The organism is Pseudomonas sp. Leaf48 (assembly GCF_001421885.1).
Classification (GTDB): Bacteria; Pseudomonadota; Gammaproteobacteria; order Pseudomonadales; family Pseudomonadaceae; genus Aquipseudomonas.
Map to the genome: position 1 here is coordinate 1 of NZ_LMLH01000001.1, position 20,786 is coordinate 20,786.

Sequence of the window (20,786 nt, forward strand, 5' to 3'; positions counted from 1 at the left end):
CATAGAATTTGGCTTGTATTCGCTTTGGTTTTTCATCAAGGCAAACAATACCCGAGCTAATTTTCTGGCAAGTATCACCAGCGCCTCAGTTCCTTTCAGACCTCGCGCCAAATAGCTTTGGTAGTAAGGTTTCCAGGTCGCAGAACGGCTTGCGGCCATGGCACTGTTATGAAATAGACGTCGAAACTCCGAGTCRCCTCGTTTGGATAAGCAGCGTCGCTGATCTTTTTTGCCTGATTGCCTGACTCGTGGATCCATCCCCAGAAAAGCAATGTAGCCGTCACTGTCAGAAAAYTCCCCACGCATGAAGGCGGTTACCGCTGCSGTGGCTGTCAGTACACCTACCCCCTCAACGGCTTGACAGCGTTTTACCTGAGCGTCCATGCCCGCTTCACTGATGATGCTCCTCAAGAGCGACTGGATGTCTTTTTCAGTCCGCTCAATATTGGCCARATAGTTCGCCAGCGCCTCCTTGAGCAAGGGTTCATCTTTCCAGCTTTGCTTGAGCGCAACTCGATGCTGAACGAGTTCGGCCCTGCGGCGCAGCACGCTTTTGAGTTGTGTGTAAGCCTTGGGCGGYGGGTTCCAGATTCGTAGCCGGTCGGACTCCTTGCTCAGATAGCGCGCCAATAGCACTGCATCCAGGGCATCTGTTTTAGCTCGAATACCTATTCCATCGCGATATCGGTTGAGCCGAGAGCCATCAATGACGTAAACGTCATGGCCCATCTCATGGGCCATTTCCGTTGCATCAAGGTGATAGGTATTGGTCGCCTCRAGTGCGATGGCGCTGTTTGCAGGCAACTTCTTAAGCCACTGCTTGAGAGCAGAGCGCTCGTTTGTAACAACCTGGGTTTTCTGCTGATCGGCTCGATAGACAACGATCTCGGCCTTTGCGACRTCCACACCAACGACCACCTGCGAATTCGAGATTGTCATGGCCCATCCTCCGAGCTACGGTTTAAAGGCTTGTTGGGGTTCACCGTTGCGCTGGCTTGCTTCTATCGTCGGTCCGAGCCGATGCATTCCTTATCGGCGCATTAGGTGAAGGGGTGGGACGATGTCTCCCACGGTCTGTACTGGTCAGAGTCAGAAGCGAGGCTTTAGTCCCACCCACCCCTTCAAGTCTAAACATACAAGCGGGCTTGCNCGATGCATTCCTTATCGGCGCATTAGGTGAAGGGGTGGGACGATGTCTCCCACGGTCTGTACTGGTCAGAGTCAGAAGCGAGGCTTTAGTCCCACCCACCCCTTCAAGTCTAAACATACAAGCGGGCTTGCCCGCGAAGAGGCCATCAAACTCACTGAAAGCCCCAAGCATGTGCCCAAAATGAAAAAGGCCGCGATCCATTGGAACGCGGCCTTTTTCGTATCTAACGGTTCAACTCAAACCGCATCCAGCTCCGGCTCATCCGCCTGTTCGTTAACAGTCGCCTTCACCTGATCATGCCGACGAATGTACTTCCAGTCCGCCTCGTCGATGTAGATGCCGGCCGGTCCGCTGCCGCCTTCCAGATCGATGGCGACACTGGCGCAGACCTGCGGCTTCACACTGGCCAGGATCGGCACGAAGCCCAGTTGCAAGCTGGTTTCCAGCAACGCCGCCTGGTTTTTCTCATCGATGTCCGCAGCTTCGTCGAGGTAGTAGGGCAGACGTACGCGACCGGCCTGGTCACGGTCCATCAAGTGCAGCAACAAGTACATGTTGGTCAGCGCCTTGATGGTCATGGTGGTGCCGTTGGAGGCAGCGCCGTCGATGTCGGTATGAATCACCGGCTGACCGTTGACCTTGGTGATCTCGAACGCCAGCTCGAACAGATCCTTGAGACCGAGCTGGTTGTGGTTGGCCGCCACCAGTCGCGCCAGGTACTCCTTGGCCTCTTCGTTCTTGTTGTCCTGCTCGGCGCTCTGGCTCAGGTCGAAGACGGACAGGGTTTCGCCTTCTTCATACTGGCCCGCGCTGTGGATGATCTGGTCGATGTGCTTGAGCGCTTCCTTGTTCGGCGCAAGGACGATGCGGAAGCTCTGCAGGTTGGACACCTGCCGCTTGTTGATCTCGCGGTTGAACAGCGCCAGCTGGTGTTCAAGGCTGTCGTAGTCGCTGCGAATGTTGCGCAGGGTCCGGGCGATGTCGGTCACCGCCGCACGACGGGCCTTGCCCAGGGTCAGGGCTTCATCAGTACGGTGCGCATAAGCGTTGATCAGCAGTGACAGACGGCGCTCCATGTCGTCTTCGCTGTCGAACTTGGCCACGCCCTTGAGGCGTACCTGTGCGTACAGGGCTTCGATCTGCCCGTCGGCGCGCAGCAGGCCTTGCCAGCTGTCCTGATAGTCGTTGAGCAGTGGCAGCAGGTTGTCCATGGAGTCGTCGACCGGGTCCATGAACGGCGTACCGAACGGCAGATCCGCCGGCAGCAGCTGACGACGGCGCAGAGCGTCATCGAGGGTGCGTTGCTTGGCTTCCATGTCGCCGATCTGCCGCCCGACCAGTTGCAGCTTGGCCGACAATTGCTGGACGCGTTCGGTGAAGGCGTCGCTGGAACGCTTCAATTCGTCCTGGGCCGCCTCCATCTGCGCCAGCTGTTCCAGCTTGTCGCCTTCTTCGGCGCTCAGGGTTTGGGCGCGGCGGAAATCTTCCAGGGCTTTCTGCGCGTCCAGCACCTGCTGGTACAGCGCTTCGGTCTGGGTTTTGCTCGCGGCGCGGTCGGCGGCCACGGCCTGTTGGGTCTTGAGTTGCTTGAGTTCTTTGTCCAGACGCTCTTTCTGATCGCGCAACGCTGCGCGGTCAGCCAACGCCTGCAGCGCTGGCGGCTCGATGTGCGAGATGTCGATGGACAGGCCCGGCACTTCGAAGCGTTCGCCTTTGAAGCCGTCGAGGATCAATTCCATGGATTTGACCCACTGACCGTCCTCGTCCAGCGTGATGCCGTGTTCGCCCAGCGGCAGGCTGAACAGTGCGCTGTTGAACAGGCGCATCAGGCGTTCGACATCTTGCTGCGAGAACTCTTCGCGCAGTCGGGCGTAGCTATTGTTGTCGGCGTGATCGAGTTGTTGCTTCACCGATTTCAGGCGTTTTTCCAGATCGCGCAAACGCTCTTCGAGGTCTTCGGCAGAGAACTGCCGCGACTGGGCCAACGCACCGGCCAGTTCGTCGTGGGCGTCCTTGGCTGCCAGCAGCTGCTGCTCCAGCACCTTGACGTCATCGACCAATGCGAAGCGATGCTTGAGCACTGACAGTTCGCCAAGCCAGCGCTGGATGCCGGTGATTTCCCGTTCCAGACGCATCAACTCTTGGGTGCCACCGCGCTGATCGTTTTGCAGGGCGTCCTGCTCGTTGCGGTAGTGCTCGGCCTGAATGGTCAGCTCTTCCTTGCGCGCGCTGGCGTAATCCGACCAGGTACCCAGCAGGGAGTCGAGCAGTGGCGAGATCCGGTGCAGTTTGCCGCGCAGGATGTCGCGCTGCTTCACGCCATTGGCCAAGGCTTCGACCAACGGGCCGGCGGCGACCAGCGAGTTGTAGTCCTGCTCCATGCGGCGCACGTCGCGGAAGGCCTCTTCACAGGCGGCGATGTAATCGACGCTGCCGGAACGCAGGCTGTGCTCGAAGGCATCGAGGAACAGCTGCTTGAGCTTGGCCGCAGTGATCTCGCGCATGTGCAGCAGGTTGATGAACAGCGCACGGAAGGTCTTCAGGCTTTGCTCGCTGGTGGAGCGCAGCGGGATCAGCGTCAGGTCCAGCGGGATCGAAGTGTGACCGCCAACCAGCAGGCGGCGCAGTTCATCCGGTTTGAGCTCATAGGCTTTGAGGCCTTCGCGCTCAAGGTTGGTGAACAGTTCCTTCTGGCGCAGGCAGGTATCGTTTTTCTGGTAATGGGCCAGGTCCAGCTTGCCAGCATAGGCAAAGAACTGGTGACCGAAGCCGCCACCCGGGCCGCGACCGACCACACCTATCACGTGCGGGCCGTGGGGCAGGTTCACTTCGACCAGGATGTAGCTGGTATCCGATGCGAAATAGAAGCGCCGGGATTGTTCCAGGCTGTATTTGCCGAAACTCATGTCCGACATGCGCGCCAGGATCGGGAACTGCAGGGCGTTGATCGAAGCGGATTTACCGAGGTTGTTCGCGCCGTAGACTGACAGCGGCTCTTCCAGCGGAAACAGGCCAAGGCTGTAGCCGGCGGTGTTCAGAAGAGCAAAGCGGCGGATGCCGTAACGTTCATTGCTCATGCGTCGAGCTCCTGTTCTTCGGCGATGGCACGGGCCAAAGCGTCTTCTTCGCTTTCACCCTCGAATTCACTGAGGTCCAGCGGGTCGTCGGTCTGCAGCAGTTTTTCGTCGCTGTCTTCGTCGATCAGCACAGGCACCGGCAATGGCAGCACGCTATGCAGGCTGGCCGCCAGGTCACGGTCCTGCTGTACCGACAGGCAGACATCGAGGAAGCGGTGCATCGGCGGCAGGAAACGGTACACGCCATTTTCTTCGCCGGCGAAACCGAGCTGGGTCATGCGGCGCATGATTTTTTCTTCGAGTTCTTCCTGGGTCTGCACTTCGGCCTGGATGAACAGGTCGCGGTACTTTTCCAGCAGCGACGGCAACTCATCGCGACCGAGGCTGCCGCCGTCGAGCACCGCGATCGGGTCGCGGCCCTGATCGGCCAGGTGCTCGACGAGGATGAAGGTGAACAGCGCCAGACGCTGGGCAGTCTTGTTCACCGCCGCGGCGGCGAGGTCCGGCACGAAGTAGTAGAAGCCACGGGTGTCGCAGACCAGTTCGAAGCCCAGGGCCTTGAACAGCGTGCGGTACTGGTCCTGGAAATTCGACAACTGTGCGTACAGCTCCGGGTCGCGGCGGCTGACGTGGTAACCCTTGAACAGCTCGCGAAAGATCGGTGCCAGCTGGGACAGTTCGGAAAGATCAAGATGCATTGGGGGTGCTCGCAGAATTCTCGATGGCGTCGTCGCCGACCGAGAGCAGGGCGAAGGAGCGCAGGCTGACCTGGTGCTCGTGTGTGTGGTACTCGCGACGTTCCAGACGCTCGCGCCGGAAGCGTTTTTCCCGGGACAGGCGCGAGAACCAGTACAGCAATTCGTCGGTGGCGCCGTCCGGTTCCTGCTCCAGCAGCCAGGTCATCAGGTCCGGCATCGGCAGGGCGTCCTCGCAGCGCTCGAGCATTTCCCGAACGGTACGAGGCGCGCGCGGGGCTTCACCTTTCTGGGTCTTGTGAGCCTTGGGGAAACGCGCCGGTTTCGGTTCGAAATGGGCCAGGGCATAAACGTAGGCTTCGACCTGGCTGGCACTGCCGAGGAAGGTACTTTGCGGGCGGGTGAACATCGGCATCGCGGCTTGCGGCACAGCATCGATGCCTTTACGGCGAATGGCCGACAAGGCCAGTGCTGCGCCACGGGTCACGGCGTTGTGGCGTCGCGCTTCTTCACGCAGCGGCAGCAGCAGCTCGCGGGCGTGACGCAGGGTCAACTGGGCGCTGGTCTGCATTTCGAGGATGCGCGCGTGGGTGCGCAGCAGCATGTCATCATCGACCAGATGGCCCAGGCGTTGCTGCTCGCTGAGCATCTTCAGCAGCACGGTTTCGACCTTGCGCACGCCTTGTTCGAAGGCGCCATCGGCGTTCACCAGATCAATCATAGGCTCGACGTATTCGTCCCAGGTCGCCAGCACTTCAGCATAACGCTGACGCAGCGGGATCTGCCGGTCGCTGGTTTTCGCCCGTTCGGCGACGGCTACCAAGGCCTGTTCGTCGTTGTCGAGCTTCTTCAAAACGTCGCGAACGCGCATGTCGAGCAGGCGCAACTGGCGCGCCAGGTCGTTGCCATCGCGGATGTCGAAAGCGTCCTGGATGTAACCGGCCAGGCGTTCGAGGTGGCGCAGGTAAGCTTCAATCTCCAGGCACAGACCCAGACGGTGCTCACGGCGCAGGTAGGCGAGGAAGTCGTGGATCTGCGCATTGAGTTCGAAGCGGTTCGGGCTTTTCGCCACCGGAACCAGGATATCGAGGCGGATCCACACGTCCAGCAGGCTGGTGATGTCCTGCGGCGTACTGTCGAGTTGCTGGGCGGCCAGTTGCGTGCGCAGTTCGTTCAGGCTCAGTGTGCCTTGGTCGAAGTGCTCGCACAGTGGCTCCAGAAGTGCCCAGTGTTCAGCGAGGGCGCGCAAGACGCGCTTGGGTTCGATCATCGGAATGGCCGGCTGCTTGGCGATTAAAAGCGGCGATTGTACTGCATCGGGAGCAATGCGATTCACTCTCGGGACAGGCTGTCGCCATTTTTCATAAGTGGACTATCGGTGAAGCCAATCGATCAACTGCGGGCGATCTTCAGCGAAGGGCGGTAGAATCGGCGCACTATCAGTTATCCACAAGTGGCCGACCTTTGCTTATCGAGTCCCGTCGTCGCGCTTATCTGGCCGCCATGCAGGTGGTCAATTGGCTTCCGCGCACCGAATTGCCCTTTGCTGCGCCGTCGCGGCCCGAGCTGCTTGAGATACCAGAGCCGCTGGTCGTCGTGCCGCTGACTCCTGCAGCGACGCCTGTGCCTGTGGCCAAAACAGCCGCCGAGCCGACTGCCGCGCCAGTTGAGCGGGCGAAGATCGAAGTGCCTCGTCCTTCACTGGCCAGCACGCGCACGGGCGCCAAGCCTGAAGAAGAGCTGGCCCCGGTCGTGGTCAAGGCGCCGGTGGTGCCGCCTCCCCGTTTTGCCCTGCAATTGCTGCGGGCCGGCCGCTGCCTGCTGCTGGTGGAGTTACCCACAGGCGAATCCTTCCAGACCCGCGATCCGGCTTACCTGCTGCTCAAAGACATGCTGCGCGCAGCCGGCCTGCCGGACAGCCCGCAAATCGTTGGCGAGCCGGTGCGCTGGCCCCTGCTGGCCCGGGGCTCGATGGATCAAGGGCCGGAAGCGGCCCGTGATTTTGTGCAAGGCTTCCTTAGCGTGCGAATGGAAGAGTCACCCTGTGTCTGTCTGTGGTTGATCGGCCTGCCCGCGGTACGGTTTGCCGGTGAGGCGGATGCCGAGGCGTTCAACCGCGAGTTGCAAATCGAAGGGCTGGGCTCGGCGTGGGCGTTGCCTGGCCTGGAATCATTAATGGAAGAGCCACAGCGTAAGGCTGATGTCTGGCAAGCCATGCGTCGGCTGATGGCGCGCTGGAAAGAATCGAATGAGTGACGCTGTATCGTTCCGCCCGATGACCGAGGCGGACCTGGAGCCCGTGCTGAAAATCGAGTACGCGGCGTATAGCCATCCCTGGACCCGCGGGATATTCCTCGACGGCCTGGGCAAGTATCAGATCTGGCTGATGTTCGAAGGCCAGCAGCAGGTGGGGCACGGGGTGGTGCAGATCATCCTCGATGAGGCACATCTGCTGAACATTACCGTCAAGCCGGAAAACCAGGGACGTGGCCTGGGGCTGACCTTGCTTGAACATCTGATGGCGATTGCCTACAAGGCCGATGCGCGGGAGTGCTTTCTGGAAGTGCGTGACAGCAATACCGCGGCGTTCAAACTGTATGAGCGATATGGTTTCAATGAGATCGGTCGGCGCCGTGATTACTATCCGGCGGTGGGTGGGCGCGAAGATGCGGTGGTGATGGCCTGTACCTTGGTGGATTGAACCAGAAAGCATCGCGGGCTCGCCCGCGATGACGCCCTCACTGGTGCCAACAATCAACGCTTGCGATCAAGCGGATCCCGCTGCGCCATCTCCGCCTCATCCAGCCCGTTACCTCCGCCGATATCGTCTTCATCAACCACGCTCAAGTCCCAATCGGCCCGACCATCTTCGCCTGCTTCACGGGCATCTCGCGCCCCGTCTTCGCGGATCAGGGTTTGCGGGCTCATGTCGTCATCGGTGGGTTCATGGTCATCGGTCGAGGCACCGGTCATGCCGGCTTCAATAACGCGCTGGCGGGGCATAAGCTGCTCACGCTCGCCCTCTGGCAATTCATCACCGATCCTGGCGCTGGGTTCTTCTTCGTCAAAATCCAGCTCATGCATCGAACCCATGCGATCTTCGTTGTCATCGATGGGCTCAGGTTGCACCGCATCGTATGGACGTCGTGAATCAGTCATGGCAATTCCTCATATACTGTGGGCCTTACAAGGGTGGACCCACCGTACTCATGAGAATTCCACCGGCGTGGAGCCGAGATAGAAATCAGGGACATTTTCCACTCACGCACGTGACCCCGACGGACGGTTGTCTGTCAAAGCTGCGCATCATTCACGAGGCTACATCCCATGAACGAATTACAAGATCTGATTGATAACAACGAGCGCTGGGCTGACGCAATCACTAAGGAAGATCCTGACTTCTTCGCCAAGCTGGCCCGCCAACAGACTCCGGAATTCCTGTGGATCGGTTGTTCCGACGCCCGGGTGCCGGCCAACGAGATCGTCGGCATGCTGCCGGGCGATCTGTTCGTACACCGCAATGTGGCCAACGTGGTGCTGCACACCGACCTCAATTGCCTGTCGGTGATTCAGTACGCGGTTGATGTGCTCAAGGTCAAACACATCCTCGTGACCGGTCACTATGGTTGCGGCGGCGTGCGTGCTTCGATGCAGGATCGCCAGTTCGGCCTGATCGACGGCTGGCTGCGTTCGATCCGCGATCTCTACTACGAAAAGCGCGAAGAGCTCGCCAAACTGGCCACCGAAGAGGAGCAGGTCGACCGCCTCTGCGAACTCAACGTGATCCAGCAAGTGGCCAACGTCGCCCATACCAGCATTGTGCAAAATGCCTGGCATCGCGGGCAGAGCCTGTCGATCCACGGTTGCATCTACGGCATCAAGGACGGTCGCTGGAAAAGCCTGAACACCACCATCAGCGGCTTCGAGCAACTGCCGCCGCAGTATCGCCTGCGCCCGGTCGAGGCGCAGTAAGGCTTACAAACTTCTGATCAAAGGCTGATTGCACCCGCGCGCAGCAGGTGCAATCAGCTTTCGCTTACGGCATCACTGGCGGGGTATACGTCAGTGTCGTCCCCAGTGCCCACAGCAACACCAGTACCAGCGGTGTGTGCACCAGCAACTGTACGAACGAGAAACCGATCAGGTCCCGCGCCTTCAACCCCAGCACGCCCAGCAATGGCAGCATGTAGAACGGGTTGATCAGGTTGGGCAGGGCTTCTGCGGCGTTGTAGATCTGTACGGCCCAGCCCAGGTGGTAGTTCAGGTCGTTCGCCACTTGCATCACATACGGCGCTTCGATAATCCATTTGCCGCCGCCGGACGGAATGAAGAAGCCGAGGATCGCCGAGTACACGCCCATCAGCAGTGCATAAGTGTCATGGGACGCGATGCTGACGAAAAAGGTCGAGATGTGATGGGCCAGGGTCTGCGCATCGGCACCTTTGACCGTGGTCATCAGCGCGGCGATGGAGCCGTACAGCGGGAACTGGATCAGCACGCCCGTGGTAGTTGGCACTGCACGGGATACGGCATCAAGGAAGCTGCGCGGACGCCAGTGCAGCAGGGCGCCGACCATGATGAACAGGAAGTTGTAGGTGTTGAGCCCGGAAATCGCGGTGATTGCCGGTTTGACCGAGAACTCGTGGAACAGCCATCCGGCGGCCAGCAGCACCAGCAGAATGATCAGAAGCGGACTGTATTCCAGCCATTCACCGGGTCGGGTGCGCGGTTGCAGCGGTGGCAGGCTGAAGCTCGGGTCCACTCCGCAGGCGCTGGCGTCTCGTGCGGTGTTCGGGCCAGGGGCGGTGGCGTAGGCAACGATCACGGAAACGATGATCAAGGTCAGCAACATCACGCCGGACTGCCAGAGAAAGATTGTCTCGGTGAATGGGATTACACCGGTGATCGCCAGGATCGACGGCGGCAGGCTGGCCGGGTTGGCCTGCAATTGCGCTGCGGACGACGACAGGCCCAGGGCCCAGACTGCGCCGAGACCCAGGTAGACAGCGGCACCGGCGGCGCGGTAGTCCATTTTAAGGTCGGTACGGCGGGCCAGGGCGCGCACCAGCAAGCCGCCGAATACCAGCGACAGGCCCCAGTTCAGCAACGACGCGACCATGGATATCACCGCCACCCAAGCCACGGCGGAACGGCCGTTTTTCGGGATCCTCGCCAGGCGGTCGATCAGCTTCACAGCAGGTGGTGAGCTCGCGACCACGTAGCCACCGATCACCACGAACGCCATTTGCATGGTGAACGGAATCAGGCTCCAGAAGCCGTCACCGAAGGCCACGGCGGCATCGGTGGGTTTGGCGCCCATGGCCAGGGTAGCCACGACGACGATAATCACTGCCAGCGCGGCAAACACCCAGGAGTCGGGGAACCAGCGTTCGGCAAAACCTGAACAGCGCAGGGCAAAGCGGGCAGAGCGGGTATCTTCGATATCAGCGGCCACGGGGGTACCTCGTATTGTTATGTTTGTTGTGGTCTTCGGGCGAGTGAGGCCCGTCTGGAAAGGCGCCAACCTTAATTCAACCCGATTTTTTTTGCGGGCCTGTTTTGTGGCTATGGGACTTTGGTCTAACGGGTTGTCCATGGGCACTTTTGCGTAGACCATGGGCGCCTTGGTTTATTGCCCGCACCAGAGTTCTTTTCATGACTGCCAACACCGACTCGCGCCCGGCGCCCTTCAACCGCTCGGACTACAAGACCCTGGGGCTCGCCGCCCTCGGCGGGGCGCTGGAAATCTACGACTTCATCATCTTCGTGTTTTTCGCGCTCACTCTCAGCCAGTTGTTCTTCCCCCCGGAAATGCCCGAATGGCTGCGCCTGCTGCAAAGCTTCGGGATTTTCGTCACCGGTTATCTGGCGCGGCCATTGGGCGGTATTCTGATGGCGCATTTCGCCGACCGGTTGGGGCGCAAGAAAGTCTTCAGCCTGAGCATCCTGATGATGGCGCTGCCCTGCCTGCTGATCGGCATCATGCCGACCTATGCGCAAATCGGCTATTTCGCACCGTTGTTGCTGTTGCTCCTGCGCATCTTGCAGGGGGCGGCAGTGGGTGGTGAAGTCCCGAGTGCGTGGGTGTTCGTCGCCGAGCATGCCCCGGCGGGGCATCGCGGTTATGCCCTGGGCTTTTTGCAGGCGGGGCTGACCTTCGGCTACCTGATCGGCGCATTGACCGCGACCTTTCTGGCGCAGGCATTTACCCCGGAGCAAATTCTCGATTACGCCTGGCGCTATCCATTCCTGCTGGGCGGCGTATTCGGCGTGATCGGTGTCTGGTTGCGTCGCTGGCTCAGCGAAACCCCGGTGTTCATGGCCATGCAGGCGCGGCGCGAGGCGGCCGGTGAGTTGCCACTGCGTACGGTCTTGCGTGAGCATCGCCTGGCCGTATTACCGGCCATGATCCTCACCTGCGTCCTGACCTCGGCGGTGGTAGTATTCGTGGTCATCACTCCAACCATGATGCAGAAAACCTTCGGCATGACCGCCAGCCACACCTTTGCCCTGAGTGCCTTGGGCATCGTGTTTCTCAATATCGGTTGTGTACTCGCCGGGTTGCTGGTCGATCGTATCGGCGCCTGGCGCACCGTGATGCTGTACAGCCTGTTGCTGCCGCTGGGCATCGGCGTACTTTATTCCAGCCTGATTCTCGGCAGTGACTGGATCGGGCTAGCCTATGCGGTGGCCGGGCTCGCTTGCGGGGTAGTCGGCGCGGTGCCTTCGGTGATGGTCAGCCTGTTCCCTGCGCGGATTCGGGTCTCGGGCATTTCATTTACCTACAACATCGCCTATGCCGCCTGGGCGAGCATTACGCCGCTGTTGCTCATTGGTCTGATGCCATGGAGTCCGTGGATCTGCGTGATGTTCTGCGCAGTGATGGGCGCGGTGGGTGCGGGTAGCGCGGTTTACTTCGCAAACCGAATCCCAAGCGTCGCCGGATGTCCGGCTACCGGCGTGGTGTGAGTGAAGGGCCGTGGCGGCGGAGGCGGGGACGGTGATCTTTGCCCGTGGGAGAATCCATGAGGATTTGGCCTGCATAAAAAAGGGCCTGCCATCCGGTAAGCCCTTTCTCGTTCGTGCATACGACTCAATCCCCTAACGCCTGTCCCTCACGCCGGGGATCGGCGCCCCCCGTCAGCGACGCCTTGCCCTGGGCATCCTTCAGCCGAACGATCGCCTGGGTGCCGCTGGTCATGTCGATCTCGGTCACGACGTGCCCCTTGTCTTTGAGCGCCTGAATCAGCCCCGGGCTGAACTGACCGAGCTCCAGTTCAGTCGGGCCGTTGCGGCTGCCGAAGTTGGGCAGGTTGATGGCGGCTTGCGCATCCAGGTTCCAGTCGAGCAGGCCGATGGTGGATTTGGCGACGTACTCGATGATCTGCGAACCGCCGGGCGATCCGATGGTGGCGAGGAATTCACCGCTCTGGCGATTGAAGACCAGGGTCGGCGCCATGGACGAGCGGGGGCGTTTGCCGGGCTCGACGCGGTTGGCGACTTTCTGCCCGTTTTCTTCGGGGATGAACGAGAAGTCAGTCAGTTCGTTGTTGAGCAGAAAGCCCTGCACCATCAGGTGCGAGCCGAACGCCGATTCGATGGTGGTGGTCATGGACACGGCACCGCCGGCGTCATCGACGGCTACCACCTGCGACGTGGAAATGCGCAGAGGCGAGCGATCCGGCGCGTAGGCCACCTGAATGCCAGGCGGGGTGCCGGGGCGGGCGGTGCCCATGCTGCGTTCGCCGATCAGGGCGGCGCGACTGGCCAGGTAGGTCGGGTCGATCAGGCCTTTGACCGGAACGGGTACGTAGTCGGAGTCGGCCACGTACTGCGCACGGTCGGCATAGGCCAGGCGCTCGGCTTCAGAGATCAGGTGCACGGCTTCAGGTGCAGGTTCGCTACCGGCAGGTGCGCTGGTTTTGACCGGTTTCAGCGCTGCAAGGGCCAGATGCCTGTCGCGAGTCTCCAGTGCCTGCAGCGTGCCGAGGATCTGCGCCAAGGCGATCCCGCCTGAAGATGGTGGTGGCATGCCACAAACCTGCCAGCGTTTGTAGTCGGTGCACAGAGGTGCGCGTTCCTTCGCCTGATAGCGGCTGAGATCGTTCAGGGAAAGACTGCCAGGGTTGGCGTGGCCCTGCACCTTGGCCACGATTTCCTCGGCGACCGGGCCGGTGTACAAGGCATCTGGACCTTCGTTGGCGATACGTTTGAGCACCGCGGCCAGCGCCGGGTTCTGCAGATTGGTGCCGACTGCCTTGGGGCTGCCATCGGCATTCAGGAAATACGCCGCCATCTCCGGCGAGCGCCGTAAGGACGAGTCTGCAGCAATTAATCGATGCAGGCGTGGGGAAATGGCAAAGCCTTGCCTGGCGAGTTTGATCGCCGGTTCAAACAATTGCGCCCAAGGCAGGCGCCCGTGTTTTCGATGGGCCAGCTCCAGGGCGCGCAAGACCCCTGGTGTGCCCACCGAGCGGCCGCCGATCTGCGCCTGGGTAAACTCCATCGGTTGCCCGTTGGCTTGCAGGAAAAGCTTCTCGGTGGCGCCAGCCGGTGCAGTTTCGCGGCCATCGTAGGTGCGCACGGACTTTCCGTCCCAGAGGACGATCAGAGCGCCGCCGCCAATGCCCGAAGATTGCGGTTCGACCAGGGTCAACACAGCCTGCATCGCAATCGCCGCATCGATGGCCGAACCACCCCGACGCAACATCTCCCGGCCAGCCTCGGCCGCCAACGGGTTGGCCGCTGCCGCCATGTATTTCTCCGCGTGGCGGGTGCGCAGGTCGGTGCGGTAACCGGAGGCGCTTTCCGGTGCGGACGGTAAAGTCGGCGCCGAAGCGTTCTGGCATGCGGCAAGGGTCAGTGCGCTGGCGATCAATGCCAGGGCTGACAGGCGAAAGCGGCTCAAATGCGGGGCTGAGAACACGCGGGGCACTCCGTCCGTTGGATAAAGGATCACTGGACTGTATCGGTCGAAAGGGAGGGGTGCAAACCGGCGCAGAAGCCGTCAGAGAATTCCGGTGGCGGCGACGGGGTTTCACAAGGGTTTGGTTGCGTACCTGACAGATCTGGGATCGGGCGTTGCCGGCGGTGTAGGAGCGAGCCTGCTCGCGATGGGCTCAAGAGCGCCGCGTTTAACCAGCTAACACACGTATTCGTTAACGACCATCGCGAGCAGGCTCGCTCCTACAGTCGGCATAAACAGCAGGCATAAAAAAACGGCCTACCTTTCGGTAAGCCGTTTTTAGTACTTGGTGGCTACACAGGGACTTGAACCCCGGACCCCAGCATTATGAATGCTATGCTCTAACCAACTGAGCTATGTAGCCAAGTGGCGCGCATTATTCACCGGTAACGGGGATGCGTCAAGCATAAATCTAAAATATTTCTCTGCGCTTTCAATTGTTTATCAAAATCTGCCCCTGAGCAGCGGCGAAAGCAGCGAAAGCGGCGATCGGAGAGCGGGACACTCGTTTCAACTCAAACGGAATCGCCCGGTGTTGTCGCTCAGTGCCTTGCTGCCATGACTCAAGGTATCCGCTGTCTGGTTCACCGCACGAGCCCCTTCGAGCAAACGCACCGCGGCTTGGTCGACCTGCTGGATATTGCTGCTGACCTCGTCGGCGGTACAGGCCTGTTCTTCCACTGCCGTGGCGATTTGCGCCAGGGTATCGGTAACGCTTTGCACGGCGCTGGCAATTTCCCCAAGCCGTTCGCCCAGGCCTGTGACCGCGTGGGCATCGGACTCTGCCTGGCCGCAGGCAGCTTCCATCAGGCTGACAGCTTCGTTCACCGTACTGCGCAAACTGTCGACCGTGCCGGCGATTTGCGCGGTCGAAGACTGGGTGCGCTGCGAAAGGCTGCGTACTTCATCGGCCACTACCGCAAAGCCGCGCCCTTGTTCACCGGCACGGGCTGCCTCGATGGCGGCGTTGAGTGCCAGCAGGTTGGTCTGCTCGGCAACGCCGCGAATGGTATCGACCACCAGTTGGATCTGCTGCCCCTGCTCACTGACCCGGCCCAATGCCGCTGCCGTCTCGTTCAGGCGGTGATTGAGTTGCTGGATGCTCGCGGTGGTGCGCTGGCTGTCACGGCTGCTGTCGGTGGCAATGCGTCGGGTGTGCTGAGCGCTGTCAGAGGCCTGTTCGCAACTGTGAGCCACCCCTTGGGAGGTCGCGGCCAGTTGCGTTGCTGCTGCGGCGATCTGGCTGATCTGCAATTGCTGGGCTTCGACTTCACCCAAGGCACCACTGGAATGATGATTGAGGGTCTGTACTGCGTTGCTCAATTGCAGGGTCTCGTGATCGACCCCCTGCAGGCTGGCGCGTAGCTGCACCACGGCGACATTCAGCGCAGTGCTGATCACTGCAAGCTCATCCCGGCCCTGAACCGCTACCTGCACGCTCAGATTGCCGTCGCGCAAGGCCTCGGCAAGCACGGTGATTCCGCTGGCACTGCGGCGGATCGAAGACTGCAAGCAGGTGAACAGGTAAAGCGCGGCCAGTAGCAGGAGGCTGAACACGCTCGCGACCATCGTGAACTGGCGGATGGCCGAGTCGTGGTAGTAGTTCAGGCGTTGATCCAGCGACTCCAGTGATTGCAGGCGCAAAGCAGCGAGGTCGGCGAGCAGGGCGTCCAGACTGCGCTCGAACTCTTCCGGTCTCAGAGTGATGCTGGCGCCGAACACTCCGTCATCCAGAACCTTGAGGCCTGTGTCGAGGTGTTTGAGGCTGTCACTGTATTGTCCGGCCCAGGTTTGCAGCTCGCTGGGCAGCCGTGCTTCGAGCACGCTAGCGGTTTTAACCATCTGCTCCCGGGCATCACCGATGCGGCTGCGCAAATCACGCAGTTGCAGTCGGCTCTGCAGGGTGAATTGTCCCGATACCACCGACGCCTGACCTACTGCCGCCAGTTGGCCGACCCGTTCGATCAGATCCGGTGCGTGCTGGGTGGAGATCTGCGTCAGCAGATACGTTTCCAGCCACGGCGCCAGGGTCAGGCGATTGTCCATGGCGATCTGCTCGCGCAAGGCGTGCAGGGCGCTCATGGCCTTGGTGAAGCGATCGTAGCCGTCCGGCCACCAGCCGACGTTGCCCAGGCTTTTTGAGTCGAGGCCGTTGAGGGTGCTTTGCAGGGCTTGATAGCGGACCAGGGTTTCGCCTTCGGCGCCTTCTTTTTGCAGGGCGTTGCCCAGCTGTGAATTGGCCTGGGTGACCGCTGGCTGCACTGCATCGAACGCAGCCATGGCGGCGAGGGTGGCTGGCGTTGGTTGTCGATTGGTTTCCGTCGCGCGCCAACGGGCAGCACGGTCACGCTGGGCGGCCAGCAGATTGTCGAGCGCATCGAGGGCGAGCAACTGACGCACGCCGGCCCGTTCACCGGCGATCAGGCTCAGTTTGTCGCGATAGTCCAGACCGATCATCCACAGGCTGCCGGCCAGCGGCAGGATAAACAACAGAAACAACAGCTGGAATTTTCGAGCGAAGCCAAAACGCCCCAGTAATCCGATCCCCGGTGATAAAAAAGCCTGCATGCCCCAAGACTCCTCTGGACACCACGCACCATCTGCGTGCGTCGAGGCTGTCGCGCGCTCGACCTGTGCCCTTGTAATAGGCCTCGAAAGTTCACCCGCGCCAGCTCTGTGGGCCGACTCTGTAGCGAAACTTCCCATTCTCGGTCCCCTTTGTGAGGGGCCGCGTTCAAGCAGACAAACAAGGCAAGATTCAGACCATGGCTTTGCGCCACTAGTTATCTCGAAGTGATATTCAAGTTCGTTAGCTGGCTAAGGGGATGGCGCTGCCACGGGGAAAAATGGCACATTGGTGCTCCTGCCCGTTTGCACCCATCTGTTGTACGGAAACTCTCATGGCTATCAGCAACGCCCAGACCGGTTCAGCGCCGGCCACTTCCCAAAGCAGTCCCCTGGTCATGCGCATCATCGGCGCGGTAGCACTGGCGCACTTGATCAACGACCTGATTCAGTCGGTGCTGCCGTCGATCTACCCGATGCTCAAGGCCAACTATGGCCTGACGTTCACCCAGGTCGGCCTGATCACTCTGACCTTTCAGCTGACGGCCTCACTGCTGCAGCCGTGGGTCGGTTATCACACCGATCGCCATCCCAAGCCGTGGCTGTTACCGGCAGGTACCGTCTGCACGCTGGTCGGGATTGTAATGATGTCGATGGTCGGCAGCTTTGCCCTGATCCTGCTGGCGGCGGGCTTGATCGGAATCGGTTCTTCGACCTTTCACCCGGAAGCTTCTCGCGTGGCGCGACTGGCCTCGGGCGGGCGCTACGGGCTGGCGCAATCGACTTTCCAGGTTGGCGGCAATGCCGGCTCGGCATTCGGTCCATTGCTGGCGGCGGCGATCATCATTCCCTACGGCCAGGGCAACGTGGCCTGGTTCGGTCTGTTCGCGGTGTTTGCGCTGTTCGTGCTCTATCGCATCAGCCGCTGGTACGCCAATCACTTGAACCTGTTCAAGCTCAAGCAGGGTCAGGCGGCGACTCACGGCCTGTCCAGGGGAAGAGTGATCAGCGCGCTGGTGGTGCTCGGGCTGCTGGTGTTCTCCAAGTATTTCTACATGTCCAGCCTCACCAGTTACTTCACTTTCTACCTGATCGAGAAGTTCGACCTGTCAGTGGCCAGTTCGCAGCTTCATCTGTTCCTGTTCCTGGGTGCGGTAGCGGCGGGGACATTCTTTGGCGGACCGATCGGCGACAAGATCGGGCGCAAGGCAGTGATCTGGTTCTCGATTCTCGGCGTTGCGCCGTTCACCTTGCTGCTGCCCCATGTCGACCTGTTCTGGACCAGTATCCTCAGCGTGGTCATTGGCTTCATACTCGCTTCGGCGTTCTCGGCGATCGTGGTGTACGCCCAGGAGCTGGTGCCGGGCAATGTCGGGATGATTGCCGGGGTGTTCTTCGGCCTGATGTTCGGCTTTGGCGGGATTGGTGCTGCGTTGCTCGGGTATCTGGCGGATATTCATGGCATCGAGTACGTGTACTACTTGTGCTCGTTCTTGCCGTTGTTGGGGATTTTGGCGATTTTCCTGCCACGTACCAAAAAGACCTGACCCAACAAAAATCCCCCTGTGGGAGCGGGCTTGCTCGCGAAGGCGGTGTGTCAGTTGGTATAACTCTTACTGACACACCGCCTTCGCGAGCAAGCCCGCTCCCACAATGAGTTGGTGGTGTTGCGGGCAAATATTCCAGGCACAAAAAAGCCGCGTATCAAACGCGGCTTTTTCTTGAGCGATGTTTTACACGTTGAAGCGGAAGTGCATCACGTCGCCGTCTTTGACGATGTAGTCCTTGCCTTCCAGGCGCCATTTACCGGCTTCCTTGGTACCGGCTTCACCCTTGTACTGGATGAAGTCGTTGTAGGCGATCACTTCGGCGCGGATGAAGCCTTTTTCGAAGTCGGTGTGGATCACGCCAGCGGCTTGTGGTGCGGTAGCACCCACGCGGACGGTCCAGGCACGGACTTCTTCGACACCGGCAGTGAAGTAGGTCTGCAGGTGCAGCATTTCGTAACCGGCGCGGATCACGCGGTTAAGGCCAGGCTCTTCGAGGCCCAGGGCTTCGAGGAACATGTCTTTCTCTTCACCGTCGTCGAGCTCGGCGATTTCCGCTTCAATCTTGTTGCAGACCGGAACCACCATGGCGCCTTCTTCTTCGGCGATGGCGCGAACCACATCCAGGTGCGGGTTGTTCTCGAAACCGTCTTCAGCGACGTTGGCGATGTACATCACCGGCTTGGTGGTCAGCAGGTGGAAGCCCTTGATCACCGCTTTCTCGTCGGCACCCATGTTCTTCATCAGGCTGCGCGCCGGCTTGCCTTCGGTGAAGTGCGCGATCAGTTGCTCCAGCAGGCCTTTCTGGACCACTGCGTCCTTGTCGCCGCCCTTGGCGTTGCGCGCGACTTTCTGCAGTTGCTTCTCGCAGCTGTCGAGGTCGGCGAAGATCAGTTCCAGGTCGATGATCTCGATGTCGCGTTTCGGGTCGACGCTGTTGGAGACGTGAATCACGTTCTCGTCTTCGAAGCAGCGGACCACGTGGGCGATGGCATCGGTTTCACGGATGTTGGCCAGGAACTTGTTGCCCAGGCCTTCACCTTTCGATGCGCCGGCGACCAGGCCAGCGATGTCGACGAATTCCATGGTGGTCGGCAGGATGCGCTTTGGATTGACGATGGCTGCCAGGGCATCCAGACGCGGATCCGGCATCGGCACGATACCGCTGTTGGGTTCGATGGTGCAGAAGGGGAAGTTCTCGGCCGCGATCCCGGATTTGGTCAGGGCGTTGAACAGGGTGGACTTGCCGACGTTAGGCAGGCCGACGATGCCGCAATTGAATCCCATGGTGTATCCCCTCGGATTAGAGTCAGGCCTTCTGGCTGTGCAGGTTTTTCATCGCGCGGTTCCATTCACCGGCGAGGATATCCGGCAGCACGCCGAGGGCAAAGTCGATGCTGGCATCGAGTTTTTCCTGTTCGGCGCGTGGCGCACGACCCAGGACGAAGTTTGAAACCATACTGGCAACGCCCGGGTGGCCAATGCCAAGCCGCAGGCGATGAAAGGTATTCTGATTGCCCAATTGCGCAATGATGTCGCGCAACCCGTTGTGACCGCCATGGCCGCCGCCCTGTTTGAGCTTGGCGACGCCCGGAGGCAGATCGAGTTCGTCGTGCGCCACGAGGATTTCTTCAGGCTTGATGCGGAAGAACCCGGCGAGAGCCGCTACGGCTTGGCCGCTACGGTTCATATACGTGGTGGGAATCAGCAGACGAACATCCTGACCCTGATGCGAATAGCGCCCGGTCAGGCCGAAATACTTGCGGTCCGCCACAAGGTTCACGCCTTGTGCGTTCGCGATGCGCTCAACAAAAAGGGCCCCTGCGTTATGCCGGGTCTGTTCGTATTCAGCGCCTGGATTACCCAGACCAACGATCAGTTTTATGGCAGTCACGATAGGGGCCCTTCCTTGGAGTGGTGGATAACATCGCCGCAATCTGGGTGTGCGGCGAAAGTGGACGAAAGTTGCTCATTTACCATTATGTAAACTCCGCGTTCTCGCCCGCTTTCTCGCTACGTTCCAGTCCGCGATGTTACTTGATCACTCCAGCGTGCAGAGTGAATTACTCTGCAGCGCCTTCTGCAGCTTCTGGAGCAACACGTGGAGCGTGAACGTTGGCAACAGCCTTGTCGTCACCGTGAGCCAGAGCAACAAACTCAACGCCTTTAGGGGCTTTGAGGTCAGACAGGTGAATGATCGAACCGATTTCGGCGTTAGCCAGGTCGACTTCGATGAACTCAGGCAGGTCTTTCGGCAGGCAGGAAACTTCGATTTCCGAAGTAACGTGCGAGATTTCGCCGCCTTTCTTGGTCGGTGCTTCTTCGTTGATGAAGTGCACTGGAACGATAGCGGTCAGTTTCTGGCCAGCTACTACGCGTACGAAGTCAGCGTGCATCACGTGGCCTTTGGCCGGGTGACGCTGCAGGGCTTTGATTACGACGTTTTGCTTGGTGCCACCAACGTTCAGCTCGATGATGTGGCTGTAAGCCGCTTCGTTTTCGAGCAGTTTGGCAACTTCTTTGGCCAGCATGCTGATGGATTCAGGGGCTTTTTCGCCACCGTAAACTACAGCTGGAACCAGGCTTGCGAGACGACGCAGGCGGCGGCTCGCACCTTTCCCCAGGTCGGAACGCACTTCAGCATTCAGGGTAAAATCGTTCATGTTGTATCTCCAAAATAACCACATTCGCCCCAGCGTTTGCGACCAGCGCTAAAGGCGATATGGGCAAAAAAGCCCCGCCCCGACAGGAATGCCGGGGCGGGGCGCTTTTCGTCAACGAGAAGTT

Annotated in this window: 16 protein-coding genes and 1 tRNA gene; 5 read left to right on the top strand and 12 right to left on the bottom strand. The window is 60.2% G+C overall.

Features of this window, described 5'->3' with window-relative positions:
* From ASE98_RS00005 to mksB, 4 genes are all read right to left on the bottom strand, one after another.
* Positions 1 to 939: IS110 family transposase (locus ASE98_RS00005; protein WP_060539401.1), on the bottom strand; the 939-nt coding region annotated here is incomplete at its 3' end.
* Between the two features lie 447 nt (positions 940 to 1,386).
* Positions 1,387 to 4,227 (bottom strand): Mks condensin complex protein MksF, encoded by a 2,841-nt coding sequence (mksF, locus tag ASE98_RS00010; protein WP_060539402.1) that lies wholly within the window; start codon positions 4,225 to 4,227, stop codon positions 1,387 to 1,389.
* Positions 4,224 to 4,925 (bottom strand): Mks condensin complex protein MksE, encoded by a 702-nt coding sequence (gene mksE / locus ASE98_RS00015; RefSeq protein WP_060539403.1) that lies wholly within the window; start codon positions 4,923 to 4,925, stop codon positions 4,224 to 4,226. Before mksE ends, mksF begins: the two co-directional genes overlap by 4 nt.
* Positions 4,915 to 6,192, bottom strand: coding sequence for an Mks condensin complex protein MksB (mksB, locus tag ASE98_RS00020; RefSeq protein WP_162237373.1), 1,278 nt, complete (start codon positions 6,190 to 6,192; stop codon positions 4,915 to 4,917). Before mksB ends, mksE begins: the two co-directional genes overlap by 11 nt.
* Before the next feature lie 233 nt (positions 6,193 to 6,425).
* On the opposite strand from mksB, the gene ASE98_RS00025 reads away from it, so the two are divergent.
* Positions 6,426 to 7,178 (top strand): hypothetical protein, encoded by a 753-nt coding sequence (locus tag ASE98_RS00025; protein WP_060539750.1) that lies wholly within the window; start codon positions 6,426 to 6,428, stop codon positions 7,176 to 7,178.
* Complete coding sequence (gene rimI, locus ASE98_RS00030; RefSeq protein ID WP_060539405.1) at positions 7,171 to 7,623, top strand: ribosomal protein S18-alanine N-acetyltransferase; 453 nt, start codon at positions 7,171 to 7,173, stop codon at positions 7,621 to 7,623. The genes ASE98_RS00025 and rimI overlap by 8 nt, the downstream gene beginning before the upstream one ends.
* 53 nt (positions 7,624 to 7,676) lie before the next feature.
* On the opposite strand, the gene ASE98_RS00035 is transcribed toward rimI, so the two are convergent.
* The gene (locus tag ASE98_RS00035) at positions 7,677 to 8,081 is read right to left on the bottom strand and encodes a hypothetical protein (RefSeq protein WP_060539406.1); all 405 of its coding nucleotides are present in this window, start codon (positions 8,079 to 8,081) and stop codon (positions 7,677 to 7,679) included.
* 168 nt (positions 8,082 to 8,249) lie between these two features.
* Here ASE98_RS00035 and can point away from each other — a divergent pair, with 168 nt between their 5' ends.
* A complete protein-coding gene (gene can / locus ASE98_RS00040) occupies positions 8,250 to 8,894 on the top strand; it encodes a carbonate dehydratase (protein ID WP_060539407.1) in 645 nt (214 codons plus the stop codon).
* 64 nt (positions 8,895 to 8,958) lie between these two features.
* Here can and ASE98_RS00045 read toward each other — a convergent pair whose 3' ends face one another.
* Entirely contained in the window at positions 8,959 to 10,377 is a 1,419-nt protein-coding gene (locus ASE98_RS00045; protein ID WP_060539408.1) for a short-chain fatty acid transporter, read from the bottom strand.
* Between the two features lie 200 nt (positions 10,378 to 10,577).
* On the opposite strand from ASE98_RS00045, the gene ASE98_RS00050 reads away from it, so the two are divergent.
* On the top strand, positions 10,578 to 11,891 hold the full coding sequence (locus ASE98_RS00050; RefSeq protein WP_060539409.1) for an MFS transporter: 1,314 nt from the start codon (positions 10,578 to 10,580) through the stop codon (positions 11,889 to 11,891).
* 124 nt (positions 11,892 to 12,015) lie between these two features.
* Here ASE98_RS00050 and ggt read toward each other — a convergent pair whose 3' ends face one another.
* The 3 genes from ggt to ASE98_RS00065 form a co-directional block, all read right to left on the bottom strand.
* Complete coding sequence (gene ggt, locus ASE98_RS00055) at positions 12,016 to 13,848, bottom strand: gamma-glutamyltransferase (RefSeq protein WP_060539410.1); 1,833 nt, start codon at positions 13,846 to 13,848, stop codon at positions 12,016 to 12,018.
* A 326-nt stretch (positions 13,849 to 14,174) separates the two neighbouring features.
* Positions 14,175 to 14,251: transfer RNA gene (locus ASE98_RS00060), tRNA-Met, on the bottom strand.
* 146 nt (positions 14,252 to 14,397) lie between these two features.
* On the bottom strand, positions 14,398 to 16,455 hold the full coding sequence (locus ASE98_RS00065) for a methyl-accepting chemotaxis protein (RefSeq protein WP_060539411.1): 2,058 nt from the start codon (positions 16,453 to 16,455) through the stop codon (positions 14,398 to 14,400).
* Between the two features lie 332 nt (positions 16,456 to 16,787).
* Between ASE98_RS00065 and ASE98_RS00070 the strand changes: the two genes are divergently transcribed.
* Positions 16,788 to 17,999 carry an MFS transporter gene (locus ASE98_RS00070; RefSeq protein WP_060539412.1) on the top strand — a complete coding sequence of 404 codons (1,212 nt, stop codon included), beginning with the start codon at positions 16,788 to 16,790 and terminating at the stop codon, positions 17,997 to 17,999.
* A 186-nt stretch (positions 18,000 to 18,185) separates the two neighbouring features.
* Here the strand turns inward: ASE98_RS00070 and ychF are convergent, their stop codons facing one another.
* From ychF to ASE98_RS00085, 3 genes are all read right to left on the bottom strand, one after another.
* Entirely contained in the window at positions 18,186 to 19,286 is a 1,101-nt protein-coding gene (gene ychF / locus ASE98_RS00075; protein WP_060539413.1) for a redox-regulated ATPase YchF, read from the bottom strand.
* A 22-nt stretch (positions 19,287 to 19,308) separates the two neighbouring features.
* Positions 19,309 to 19,893: an aminoacyl-tRNA hydrolase gene (pth, locus tag ASE98_RS00080; RefSeq protein WP_046030136.1), complete on the bottom strand. Its 585-nt coding sequence runs from the start codon at positions 19,891 to 19,893 to the stop codon at positions 19,309 to 19,311.
* A gap of 169 nt (positions 19,894 to 20,062) precedes the next feature.
* On the bottom strand, positions 20,063 to 20,662 hold the full coding sequence (locus tag ASE98_RS00085) for a 50S ribosomal protein L25/general stress protein Ctc (RefSeq protein WP_060539414.1): 600 nt from the start codon (positions 20,660 to 20,662) through the stop codon (positions 20,063 to 20,065).
* Positions 20,663 to 20,786 lie beyond the last annotated feature (124 nt).

Coding starts and splice junctions, on each gene's coding strand:
- mksF (WP_060539402.1), bottom strand. CDS start 4,227: ATGAGCAATGAACGTTACGGCATCCGCCGCTTTGCTCTTCTGAACACC.
- ychF (WP_060539413.1), bottom strand. CDS start 19,286: ATGGGATTCAATTGCGGCATCGTCGGCCTGCCTAACGTCGGCAAGTCC.
- rimI (WP_060539405.1), top strand. CDS start 7,171: ATGAGTGACGCTGTATCGTTCCGCCCGATGACCGAGGCGGACCTGGAG.
- mksE (WP_060539403.1), bottom strand. CDS start 4,925: ATGCATCTTGATCTTTCCGAACTGTCCCAGCTGGCACCGATCTTTCGC.
- ASE98_RS00085 (WP_060539414.1), bottom strand. CDS start 20,662: ATGAACGATTTTACCCTGAATGCTGAAGTGCGTTCCGACCTGGGGAAA.
- ASE98_RS00025 (WP_060539750.1), top strand. CDS start 6,426: ATGCAGGTGGTCAATTGGCTTCCGCGCACCGAATTGCCCTTTGCTGCG.
- ASE98_RS00035 (WP_060539406.1), bottom strand. CDS start 8,081: ATGACTGATTCACGACGTCCATACGATGCGGTGCAACCTGAGCCCATC.
- can (WP_060539407.1), top strand. CDS start 8,250: ATGAACGAATTACAAGATCTGATTGATAACAACGAGCGCTGGGCTGAC.
- mksB (WP_162237373.1), bottom strand. CDS start 6,192: ATGATCGAACCCAAGCGCGTCTTGCGCGCCCTCGCTGAACACTGGGCA.
- ASE98_RS00070 (WP_060539412.1), top strand. CDS start 16,788: ATGGCTATCAGCAACGCCCAGACCGGTTCAGCGCCGGCCACTTCCCAA.
- ASE98_RS00065 (WP_060539411.1), bottom strand. CDS start 16,455: ATGCAGGCTTTTTTATCACCGGGGATCGGATTACTGGGGCGTTTTGGC.
- ASE98_RS00050 (WP_060539409.1), top strand. CDS start 10,578: ATGACTGCCAACACCGACTCGCGCCCGGCGCCCTTCAACCGCTCGGAC.